Origin of the sequence: Kamptonema animale CS-326 (assembly GCF_028330895.1) — a bacterium.
Taxonomy (GTDB): Bacteria; Cyanobacteriota; Cyanobacteriia; order Cyanobacteriales; family Microcoleaceae; genus Kamptonema; species Kamptonema formosum.
The window spans coordinates 1-10,855 of the sequence record NZ_JAQMUA010000351.1 but is presented as its reverse complement, the minus strand read 5'-3'; the positions used below and the strand labels follow the sequence as shown (position 1 = coordinate 10,855).

The window sequence follows — 10,855 nt, the reverse complement described above, 5'->3', positions numbered from 1 at the left end:
GGGGAGATGGGAAGATGGGTAATTAGCCATTAGCAATTATTAGGACTTACGCTCAGGGCTCCAGAAACCGGGTTTTTGAGAGAATCTGCGGGTAAAAACGAAGTATTTTCGTCAAAAAACCCGGTTTCTTTGGTTGGGTGCGTAACTCCTGAATTAGCCATTAGCCATTACCAATTACCAATTACCAATTACCAATTACCAATTACCAATTACCAGTTAACAGTTAACAGTTAACAGTTACCAATTACCGTAAGTCCTATGAGTTAAAAATTTTCTCAGGCTGAAACTAAACTTAAATCGTACCCATAAGCTTTTTGAATATTAGCAGCGGTTAGCACTTCTCGACGAAATCCTGCCGCAATTAGCTGCTTATTTATCAATAATAAACGATCGTATTGTTTTAAAGTTTCACCTAAATCGTGGCTGATTACCAGCAAAGTTTTATTTTGGGCTTTCAGTTCTCGAAAAATATCGAAGACGATCTCTTCTGTGGTTTTGTCGATCGCGTTAAACGGTTCGTCAAAGAAAAACACATCTGCTTGCTGAGCGAGCGATCGCGCTAGAAATATCCGCTGCTGTTGTCCCCCTGACAGTTCCCCAATTTGCCGCGATCGGTATTCCCACATCCCTACTCGCTTCAATGCTGATGAAGCTAATTCTTGCGACTGGCGAGAAGGTTTGCGGAACCAACCGGTCTGCACTGTACGGGCCATCATCACTACATTCCAGACTGTCACCGGATAGTCCCAGTCAATTTGCGATCGCTGCGGTACATAAGCAACCCGCCCTAACTGCTCCTTCAACTGTCGCCCTTCATACAACACCCGACCACACCGAATAGGCACTAATCCCAGCATCGCTTTTACTAAGGTACTTTTCCCCGCTCCATTGGGGCCAAGGACTCCAACTAACTGCCCTGGTTCTAACTTGAAACTAATACTTTTGAGAGCGCACTCCCCTTGATAACTGACGGCGAGGTTTTGAACTTCTAACATAATCCGATTTTGTGATAACGATTCTTGTTCCCATATCTCCTAGAATAGGATAACAGTAACAACTAATAACGATTATCGTTCTAAATCAGGAAATGTTAAAGAGATTACAAAAAAAAACTCGCCGAATTTGGGGTGCTGCTGCTGTGGCGATCGCCTTGGAACTCGCTGGATGCAGTGCTGGAGACACCAATACCAACAATTCAACCGCGATCGATACAAACCAAAGCCAAACTACTCCCGCCTCAACTCAAGCTCAAACCAGCCAACCCAAGCCAAAAGTAGTTGTTACCACTGGTGTTCTGTGCGATCTCACTACCAAAATTGCCCAGGATACGATCGATATGACCTGTTTAATCAAGCCAGGTCAAGATCCCCACACTTATCAAGCTCAGCCAGAAGATCGCAAAGCGATTGAAACAGCAAACCTAATTTTTTACGGTGGCTACAACCACGAACCTACACTACTGAAGTTAATCCAATCCACCACCAACGCTGCACCCAAAATCGCCATCCACGAGAAAGCTGTCCCGAAACCCTTGATGGGAGATGAACACGAACACGAGGGAGAATTCCACACGCAGGAGAAAACAGAAACCTCCGATCTCAACCACACAGAAGATCAACTGGTTGCCGACCCCCACGTTTGGCATAATGCCAGAAATGGTATTGGTATTGTGGGGGCAATTAGTGACGAATTGGAAAAGCTCGCCCCTAGCAATGCCGAACTCTACAGCCGCAATGCCAAAAAACTTACTGGCGAGTTAGAACAGTTGGATAGTTGGATTAAGGCTCAAATTGCCACCATACCCAGCGACAGACGCAAATTAATTACTACCCACGATGCTTTAAGTTACTACGCCAATGCCTACGGTTTAGAGATTACTGGGGCTTTACAGGGAGTGAGCACGGAGGAACAACCAACGCCGAAACGGATTGCAGAACTTTCTGAGGAAATTAAGTCAACTGGAGTACCGACGATTTTTGCGGAGACAACTGTTAACCCAAAGCTGATAGAGGCCGTTGCTAGGGAGGCAAATGTCAAAATTTCCGCCCAGGAACTTTACAGCGATGGGCTGGGTTCGCCTGGAAGTGGTGCTGATACCTATGAGGGGATGTTAGCTGAAAATACTTGTGCGATCGCTCAAGGGTTGGGAGGTAAGTGTACACCTTTGACTGCACAAGTACCTAAATAATATCGGACTTACCCATCATTGTTTGTAACGCCGCCGTTCCAGGGAGAGCTTTACCAGGACGACGGCGTTACTCTGAACTTACCTATTGACAAATTTGATGATTTATGCGTTATAGGGAGATGAATAATTAATGGCGATCGCTCAACGAAGGCCGCGATCGCAGACAACAAAAGGCTCTTTCAAACCACAAAGGATAATAACATCCCTGAGAAGGGGGCTATGCTGAAGATAATAGCTAAGAAGTTAAAGAGATATAATTAATTTTAATCGCATTGCCCAATACACAAATACAGGGATCGCACAGATGAAAATTGCAGTCATCGGCAGTGGTAATGTTTGCAGTAACCTCGCCAACCTCTTTATTTTAGCACATCATCAAGTGGTTTTAGGTTCACGAGACGCAAACAAAGCAAAAGAGCTCGCAGAACCCTTGGGGAAAAATGCAAGCGGAACAACCTATGCTGAGGCTGTCGTAGATGCTGATGTCATCGTGATTGCAACGCCTTGGTCAAACAACGTTACAAAGGATGTAATTGTAGAACTGGGCGATTTGAGTGGAAAAATTGTAATTGATTGCACCAATCCCCTTGTTCCAGACTATATGTCAAACACATTAGGTCATCCAATTTCATCAGCAGAAGAAATCGCAAAATTGATTCCTGGAGCAAAAATTGTCAAAGCATTCAACACGATTTTTGCTGAAGTTATGGCATCCGGAAAACAAACTTTTGGCGAACATAAAGGCACAGGATTTTACTGTGGAGATTATCCAGAGGCAAAAGATGTCGTTGCTAAGTTGATCCAAGATGCTGGATTTGAGCCTGTTGATGCGGGAGTTCTCAAAAATGCCAGATACTTAGAAGCAATGGCCCAGCTAAATCTCCAAATTGCCTATGGGCTCAGAGGCGGTACTGATGTTGGTTTTCGATATATGCGTCGATAGATGAGCTACGCATCTAGAACTCCATAATCCCGATCTTGGGTTTCACTTCGTTATACCCAACCTACTACGATCGCTGTTGCCAAATTTTCAGTATTGGTATAACCTCTAGTCCCTAGATAAAAAACCCCGTTTTAGCTTTTAGGCTTAACGGGGCTCTGACTGAATCGCTTTCTATTCAGTTGTTGATTTTCCCTCATCGCTCTTAGGGGGTTTTTCGTCAATTCCCAGATTTTTCTTCGAGCTTTTCAACTGTTTCCAGAGTGCCTTAATTTCTTTGTAAGCCTTTTCTGAGCTAATTTTTCCGCCAGTCTCCAGAGAGCAGATGTAGGTTATTTTCTGGGCAAACTCCTGCAAATTAGCATTAAACGCTAAGTTCTCTGGTGTGAAGTCACCGTAGTAGCGGCTGCGGGGATGTAAAAATTGGTCGCTCTCTTTAGTCATAGCTCTCTCCTTAATGAATCAAAACCTGCGTTACGTTTCTTTTGTAAAAATGCACCGTCTGTTTTCTGCATCAGTTTGTTTACTTATGACGGGGTTAACTCGCTTCTATTGTATTGACTTAAATAGCGATTACGCATTCTTAAGCTGTGCTTAGCAATCTCAATCAGGCTGATTTTAACTTTTATTTAGTACAATTTTAACCTAAATTTAATCAAATCGCCCAAAAAATAAAGGGTGCTTGAGCGCATCCCCCTATAGATAGATTGAATAATTTACTTTAACTCTTTCTCAATCCGCGTGTCTAGTTGTGGCATTCACAGCCTGCGTGTCCACAGCCTGTGCCATTCGGATGACCGTCAGCACAGGCATTCGAGCAGTAGTATTGACCGTTTTTTTCAATGGCTTCGGTGAGGCTAACAACACACAGGCAAGAAGAACAGGCACATTTCATCTGGGTTACGGTAGTCATGGCTTTTTTGAGTAAATTTCTCTGGTATTATTAATATCTGAACATATATTCAGATATATGTCAAGGTAATGTGAAGGGACTGTTACAATTTAGGTCAGAGCGCGATCCAAGCTAGAATGAGAATCAGATCCTAAAAAAAATTGTATATAATGCCGCCTAACTCTGCTGTTAATCAGGCTGTAACCCAAGCTATTGAAAAAACCGATACTCCAACGTGCGATTCCCCCCATCTAGTCGATAGCGATCGCGTACAAGGCATTCAAACCCAAGTTCTCAACTCCCAGAAAGCTCAGCGAATGGCTGAGTTTTTCAGCCTTTTGGGAGATGCTAACCGTCTGCGGCTGTTATCAGTTTTAGCTGCTCAAGAGCTTTGCGTCTGCGACTTAGCAGCAACGCTAGATATGAGTGAATCGGCAGTATCCCATCAATTGCGGGCGTTGCGGGCGTTGCGTTTAGTCAGCTATCGCAAGCAAGGGCGGCAGGTTTTTTACAGCCTTCTCGATCGCCACGTCTTGGAACTTTACAGGGCTGTTGCCGAACACTTAGACGAGGAAGGCTAAACTAAAAGCGGAGTCAACACATCCTTCCTACCTCATGAAGCTATTTAGAAAAGCTGGAAGCTGGCTGCTTACTAGCTTGGCAGCGATCGGGTTAATTGCTGCTGAAGTTCAAGGGCAAATAAAAATAGCAGCCAACGTAACGGGCAGTATTATTATTGCTCTAATACCGACTATTTCTATCACTAAGTTACCTTCAGAAGCCAAGGATACTCTTAATCTAATTAGGCGAGGTGGGCCATTTCCCTATCAGAAAGACGGTACTGTGTTTCAGAACCGGGAAAGAAGACTGCCCGCGAAACCTAGAGGATACTACCGCGAGTATACCGTACCCACTCCCAGATCGCGCGATCGAGGCGCAAGACGTATTGTGACTGGAGAGGGTGGTGAAATTTACTACACCAACGACCATTACAATACCTTTTTCAGGGTAACGGAGTAATCAGACATGAAGCAACTGCTGGAAGTTATTAAAGGCGATCGCCAGCCGGGATTATACGGAGTGACAGGAGAAATAAAAATTGATGAATTATCCTCTCTCTGTCAACAACACGGGTTACAATTTTTCCATATCGAGGGCAAGGATATTGCCAGCAAGACAGACTTGCTCAAAGCATCTGCAAAAGCGATGAGCTTTCCCGCATATTTTGGCAGTAATTGGGATGCTTTTGAAGACTGTATTACCGATCTAGATTGGGTTGCTGCCAAGGGATATATTTTGCTGTACTCTCAACCTGAGAATTTTGCTAGAAATAACCCTTCAGACTGGGCTACAGCAATAGATATTTTTCGGTCAGCCGTTGAATATTGGCAGGCAACAAGTACACCTATGTCTGTACTGATTAAAGCCAATAATTTAAATATCAAAAATCTGGAAATTCTCTAACATCTGTCTTGAGTGATAGCGTTAGTTAGATGAAGGATGAATGGGGGAAAAAACATTTAATCCTTCATCTTTTAGCCTTTAGGCAACAGTGTGACCTGTAGCCGAAATTGCCTGCTTGATTGACTCTTCAGAGGCTTGAGCTTCTACGGTGACAGTCTTAGCTGCGACATCGACATTGACGTTAGCTTCGGATTCGACAGTTTTGATGGCTTTGGTAATCGTGTCGCCGCAGCCAGAACAGACTATTGAAGGAACGTTGAGTTTGATAGCCATAGTTCAATAGAGAAATTGAAAGGATAATATTCTTTTTTTATTTTAACAGAAATTACCCAAAACTGTTTGTAACGCGGCCGTCTCGGCGGTTCTTCTACTGTCGAGACGATGACGTTACTCAACAAACCTGCGTAAGTCCCATTTAAGCTGATTTTGCTACAACTTTCGGCACAACAGAAAAGTGGGGACGGACTTCAGCAAGGCTGCGACCAACGGCCGCCGCTACCGAGCGTAAACTGTAAACTAACTCAATCATATTTTCTAAAGAAAGGGCCTGCCGCGCATCGGAAACCGATTTTTCTGGTTCCGGGTGACACTCAACGATCAACCCATCAGCACCACAAGCAATCGCAGCTTTAGCCAGAGGTGCGACTAATTCCCGCTTGCCTACTGCATGAGAAGGATCTACAATTATTGGCAGATGAGTTAATTGTTTTAGCGCTACTACTGCCCCTAAATCTAAGACATTGCGGGTGTAATTGTCGAAGCTACGAATACCTCGTTCGCAGAGTACAACATCAGGGTTTCCATGACTTAAAATGTATTCAGCGGCCATCACAAATTCTTCAATTGTGGCGGATAAACCGCGTTTGAGTAGAACAGGTTTTCCTGCTTGACCGACTGCTTTTAGAAGCTCGAAATTTTGCATATTGCGGCTGCCAATTTGAAGCATATCCGCGTAGGTAACAACTGGGGCAATTTGAGCAATTGACATTACCTCTGTTACGATTGGGAGGTGATGGCGTTGGCTGACATCTGCTAAAATTTTGAGTCCTTCAACTCCCATACCTTGGAAAGAATAGGGAGAAGTGCGGGGTTTGTAGACACCGCCGCGTAAAGCTTGAATGGGTGCGACTCCTAGTCGGGTTGCGACTTCTTCCATTTGTTGAGCACTTTCGACTGTACAAGGCCCGCCGATAATGATAATTTCTTTACCGCCAATAGTGGCGTGTTCTGAAAGTTTGACTGTGGTTTGGTGTTCAAGGCTAGATTTGGTGGTGAGTTTGGCATCTAACACGAGTGGTATTCTCCTTCAAAAAAAAGTGTGAGTGACAAAAAAAACCCGGAACTTTAAGGAGTTCCGGGTGAGGCGCGAAAAGCAGCACGACAATTTACCCAGAACTCCTTCGGGGCCAAAAATAAAAGCCGTAAAACCAGTTATCGAATAATGTCATGGCTGTTTTCGCTAGAGCTAAACTGTAAATTGAGCAAACAAAAACCGCAGGTCTAATTCTGCGGTTCACTTGGAGATTTATAGCAAATCTGATTCACCCCAAGTGAACGTGCTTAAACCACCAAAAATAAAAGTAATATTTGTTTGCAAACATGAGCAATGCGCTGCGTTTGAGGATGGAATTTACATCTATTACCACTCACCGTAGCAAAGGGAGCGCATAATGTCAAGCCCTATTTCTGAGAAATTCTCTGAGAATTTCCGAACTGGGGTGCGATCGCACGGTTAAATTACTGGGAATTCCCACTATTAATTTTTAACAGACGCTAGAATTATATAGTTACCCATTTATTGCGTAATGCCACCGAGACAAGGGTAATTTTACTGCTGATACGGGGGCGTTACCAATTCTGCGTAAGTCGTATAAAGATATTCTCAGCGGGCTATGGGCGATACTTTGGCAATATCGGGGCTGCGCGATCGCGTCTTAGTTTGGCTTTCCGAGCGCGTTCCACCTGCCCGGATCGAGCACATTCTTGGTGTCGAGCAGATGGCGGCTGAGTTGGCAAGTCTTTATAGCATAGATGCTTCTAAAGCACAAGTGGCAGGCTTGATGCACGATTTGGCTAAATACTTTAAGCCCAAACTTTTATTGGAAATGGCTAGGGCAGAAGGTTTAGAGCTAGACTCAGTGTTGGAAGCTGCGCCACACTTGCTGCACGCTGATATTAGCGCGGTGGTTGCTAGAGACGAGTTCGGAGTGCAAGATGAAGAAATATTGCAGGCGATCGCGAATCATACTCTAGGACGGCCTGGTATGAGCCAACTGAGTTGTATCGTGTTTATAGCAGATGCTTTAGAGCCAAGCCGGGGTAAGAGCCCAGAGCTAGAGGTAATGCGATCTCACAGCAAAAAAAATCTTCATGCAGCAGTTTGGCAAACTTGTGATTATGCTTTTAAATATTTGCTAGAAACTCGCTGTTTGATCCACCCGCGCAGCATACTGACCCGCAATTGGGCGCTACAAATGGCTAAAGTTCGTTAATGGTTAGTTGTTAATGGTTAGTTGTTAGTGGTTAGTTGTTAATGGTTAGCAATTAGCAATTAGCAATTACCAATTAGCAATTAGCAATTACCAATTAGCAATTAGCAATTAGCAAATCTATTAGGAAATTAAGAATTTGATGACAAATAACACCCAAGCCCCATACTCTTCTACTAACTCTTCGACTAAAGTTACAGCGATCGCTGGCAATTCTTTAGATGAAAGCCGCGCCCTGGCTTTTACAATTGCCGAAGCTGCCGAAGACCGCAAGGGAGGTAATATCATACTGCTCCAGGTATCAGAAGTATCCTATTTGGCAGACTACTTCGTGATTGTCACCGGGTTTTCTAACGCGCAAGTACGAGCTATTACCCAAGCGATCGCTCATAAGGTCGAAACAGAGTGGCAGCGGATGCCCGTGCGAATTGAAGGGCAAGGAGAGGGGACTTGGGTACTGATGGACTACGGCGATGCGATCGTCCATATCTTAATGCCTCACGAACGCGAGTTTTACAATCTAGAAGCCTTCTGGGGTCATGCCGAGCGCATCCACTTTTCTGCCGCCCTAAGAGGATAGCAGTATGAGGGATGTTTCAGTTTCTACCTGTCCAGTTCCCACCGAACAGCAACCAGTCAACGAGTACCAAGAACTTAAAGAGTCTTGGTTTTTTAGCTGGGCCACTCTAGAGTGGCCTAGCTATCTGGCGAAACTCGCCTGGTTGTGGGGATGGAGTTGGCTGGTATCTGGGCCGATAGCTGCATCTAGCTTTGCCCCTCTCAAGCATCCGGTTCAGTTTATACTCAGCGGTGCGGCTGGTGCTAGTTTTATTTTAGGACTGGCATTGCTGCGGCTTTATTTGGGTTGGTTGTACGTGCGATCGCGCCTCGCAAATGCTACTGTTGTTTACGAAGAGTCTGGCTGGTACGACTGTCAATCCTGGCCTAAAACTCCTGAAGTTTTGCTCCAAGACCAGTTAATTGTCACCTACCAAGTTCAACCGATTCTGCAACGATTGCGTCAGACTGTTTATGGTTTGATCTCATTCCTATTGGCTGGCGGTATAATTTGGTATTTTTTGTTAGTAGTTAGTGGTTAGTAGTTAGTGGTTAGTAGTTAGTAGTTAGTTAGTTGTAGGGTGGGCGATCGCCTACCATAATCTACAGCTAATTTACAAGCATTTTTGCAGCGATCGCTCACCCGATGTTTAGCTAACAACTAACAATAGCTAACAACTAACAATTAACAACCAACAACCAACAACCAACAACTAACAATTAACAATTAACAACTAATAAATCTAAATATGACCAGGGGAAAACGAACGCAAGCGCGAGAGTTGGAAGTCAGACTGCTGCGGGATGGCGTAATTGAATCAACGCACCGCGTCCAGGCTGCTGTTTGTGACAATCGGGGTCGCGTTCTATCGGTTGCTGGCAACTCGGATACAGCTACATTTATCCGTTCAGCACTCAAGCCATTTCAAGCGCTGGCCGTCACTACCACCGGTACCCTAGAACGCTATGAACTTACGGATCGAGATTTAGCGATTATTTGTAGCTCTCACCAAGGAACTATTGAGCAGGCGCGACAGGCATTTAATGTCTTGTGGCGGTGTAACGTGGACTCCTCAAAACTCCAGTGCCCGATTCCAGAAGGGAAAACTAGCCCTCTGCAATACAATTGTTCGGGGAAACACGCGGGGATGTTGGCTGTCTGCCAGCAAAGGCACTGGCCGCTAGAAACTTACTTGCGCCGCAAACACCCAGTGCAGCAGTTGATTTTGACAAAGGTTGCGGAGATGCTGGCGATGCCGGCTGAAGAGTTTATCAGTGCTCGCGATGATTGTGGGGCTCCTACTTATTTTATGCAGTTGGGGCAAATGGCTTCTTTGTACGCACAGTTGGCTTCCGGTGACAATTTGGATATGGAGCGCATTGTCCGGGCGATGACTCATCACCCGGTAATGGTGGCAGGCGAGGGTATATTCGATACCGAATTGATGCGGTTGAGTGAGGGGGAAGTGGTGAGTAAATCGGGGGCGGAAGGCGTGCAGTGCATTGGTAGGGTTGGCGAGGGAATGGGTTTGGCGATTAAGGTAACGGATGGGGCGAAGCGGGCTAAGTATGCGGTAGCAATTCATTTATTGAAGCAGTTGGGCTGGATTAGTCCTGCGATCGCAGAAACTTTGTCGGAAACTTATATGACTTTAAGCGAATTCAAGCGTCTCGAGGTGGTAGGGGAATTGTCTATGTTGTGATATAAGCTATACTGTGATTGGATTGTGGCAATTCCTGGATTGAAAATGAAAAAAAAATCATTTATTTTTGATTTAGGGGTTGCAATTTTTAGAAGACCGCGTTATATTAATTAAAGCGACGCGGGATAGAGCAGCCTGGTAGCTCGTCGGGCTCATAACCCGAAGGTCAGTGGTTCAAATCCACTTCCCGCCATTTAATTAAACAAACTCTGTAATCCTCATGGTTGCAGGGTTTTGTTTTTTAGCCACTACTAGCTGGTTCCTTTACCTAGCCACTCTCTCTCAAATTTCTCTCAAACTCAATTCCAAACTATCCTCAAAATAAGAGGTCAACCTACTTGATAAGCAAGTTAAAACAGTATTTATACAAATATAAAATTTACTTATCACTGCTATAGTAGATGCAATATTTACTGTATGTTGCACTGCTTTAATCTCCTCATAAAAGCTGTAAATGTAAATTTTAATTTTGCATAAGTAATATAGCCTTTCTCAGAAAGATGAGGTATCCTGTTACTGACACTCACTCGTGAGGGTCTAACAGAGAAGATAAGATCAAATGAACTATAATTACATGGTTCAGTAAAGCCTCGCCTGCGATACCACACATAATAGCATTTT

Annotated in this window: 14 protein-coding genes and 1 tRNA gene; 10 read left to right on the top strand and 5 right to left on the bottom strand. The window is 44.4% G+C overall.

Annotated features, from left to right (window positions below):
* Window positions 1-275: 275 nt before the first annotated feature.
* A complete protein-coding gene (locus PN499_RS20380; RefSeq protein WP_272034053.1) occupies window positions 276-995 on the bottom strand; it encodes a metal ABC transporter ATP-binding protein in 720 nt (239 codons plus the stop codon).
* Window positions 996-1,087: 92 nt separating this feature from the next.
* Between PN499_RS20380 and PN499_RS20375 the strand changes: the two genes are divergently transcribed.
* Together PN499_RS20375 and PN499_RS20370 are read left to right on the top strand one after the other, a co-directional pair.
* The gene (locus tag PN499_RS20375; protein WP_272034052.1) at window positions 1,088-2,188 is read left to right on the top strand and encodes a metal ABC transporter solute-binding protein, Zn/Mn family; all 1,101 of its coding nucleotides are present in this window, start codon (window positions 1,088-1,090) and stop codon (window positions 2,186-2,188) included.
* Window positions 2,189-2,441: 253 nt separating this feature from the next.
* Entirely contained in the window at window positions 2,442-3,131 is a 690-nt protein-coding gene (locus PN499_RS20370) for an NADPH-dependent F420 reductase (RefSeq protein WP_334311708.1), read from the top strand.
* Between the two features lie 171 nt (window positions 3,132-3,302).
* Here the strand turns inward: PN499_RS20370 and PN499_RS20365 are convergent, their stop codons facing one another.
* On the bottom strand, window positions 3,303-3,572 hold the full coding sequence (locus tag PN499_RS20365; protein WP_272034051.1) for a DUF7219 family protein: 270 nt from the start codon (window positions 3,570-3,572) through the stop codon (window positions 3,303-3,305).
* A gap of 301 nt (window positions 3,573-3,873) precedes the next feature.
* Window positions 3,874-4,041, bottom strand: coding sequence for a metallothionein (locus PN499_RS20360; protein WP_272034050.1), 168 nt, complete (start codon window positions 4,039-4,041; stop codon window positions 3,874-3,876).
* Window positions 4,042-4,190: 149 nt separating this feature from the next.
* Here PN499_RS20360 and PN499_RS20355 point away from each other — a divergent pair, with 149 nt between their 5' ends.
* Genes PN499_RS20355 through PN499_RS20345 form a run of 3 tightly spaced genes read left to right on the top strand, consistent with a single transcriptional unit; the run spans window position 4,191 to window position 5,484 of the window.
* Complete coding sequence (locus PN499_RS20355; RefSeq protein ID WP_272034048.1) at window positions 4,191-4,601, top strand: ArsR/SmtB family transcription factor; 411 nt, start codon at window positions 4,191-4,193, stop codon at window positions 4,599-4,601.
* Window positions 4,602-4,635: 34 nt separating this feature from the next.
* Complete coding sequence (locus PN499_RS20350; RefSeq protein ID WP_272034046.1) at window positions 4,636-5,040, top strand: guanyl-specific ribonuclease; 405 nt, start codon at window positions 4,636-4,638, stop codon at window positions 5,038-5,040.
* A 6-nt stretch (window positions 5,041-5,046) separates the two neighbouring features.
* Window positions 5,047-5,484, top strand: a complete 438-nt coding sequence (locus tag PN499_RS20345; protein WP_272034044.1) for a barstar family protein — start codon at window positions 5,047-5,049, stop codon at window positions 5,482-5,484.
* Between the two features lie 78 nt (window positions 5,485-5,562).
* Here the strand turns inward: PN499_RS20345 and PN499_RS20340 are convergent, their stop codons facing one another.
* Both PN499_RS20340 and aroF read right to left on the bottom strand, forming a co-directional pair.
* Entirely contained in the window at window positions 5,563-5,757 is a 195-nt protein-coding gene (locus PN499_RS20340) for a heavy-metal-associated domain-containing protein (protein WP_272034042.1), read from the bottom strand.
* A gap of 142 nt (window positions 5,758-5,899) precedes the next feature.
* The gene (gene aroF / locus PN499_RS20335) at window positions 5,900-6,775 is read right to left on the bottom strand and encodes a 3-deoxy-7-phosphoheptulonate synthase (protein ID WP_272034041.1); all 876 of its coding nucleotides are present in this window, start codon (window positions 6,773-6,775) and stop codon (window positions 5,900-5,902) included.
* 601 nt (window positions 6,776-7,376) lie between these two features.
* On the opposite strand from aroF, the gene yqeK reads away from it, so the two are divergent.
* The 5 genes from yqeK to PN499_RS20310 all read left to right on the top strand — a co-directional run bounded on the left by yqeK (window position 7,377) and on the right by PN499_RS20310 (window position 10,427).
* Entirely contained in the window at window positions 7,377-7,976 is a 600-nt protein-coding gene (yqeK, locus tag PN499_RS20330; RefSeq protein WP_272034039.1) for a bis(5'-nucleosyl)-tetraphosphatase (symmetrical) YqeK, read from the top strand.
* A gap of 139 nt (window positions 7,977-8,115) precedes the next feature.
* Complete coding sequence (gene rsfS, locus PN499_RS20325) at window positions 8,116-8,553, top strand: ribosome silencing factor (protein WP_272034037.1); 438 nt, start codon at window positions 8,116-8,118, stop codon at window positions 8,551-8,553.
* A gap of 4 nt (window positions 8,554-8,557) precedes the next feature.
* Complete coding sequence (locus tag PN499_RS20320; protein WP_272034036.1) at window positions 8,558-9,073, top strand: CGLD27 family protein; 516 nt, start codon at window positions 8,558-8,560, stop codon at window positions 9,071-9,073.
* A 207-nt stretch (window positions 9,074-9,280) separates the two neighbouring features.
* A complete protein-coding gene (locus PN499_RS20315) occupies window positions 9,281-10,234 on the top strand; it encodes an asparaginase (RefSeq protein WP_272034034.1) in 954 nt (317 codons plus the stop codon).
* A gap of 119 nt (window positions 10,235-10,353) precedes the next feature.
* Window positions 10,354-10,427: transfer RNA gene (locus tag PN499_RS20310), tRNA-Met, on the top strand.
* Window positions 10,428-10,855: the final 428 nt, after the last annotated feature.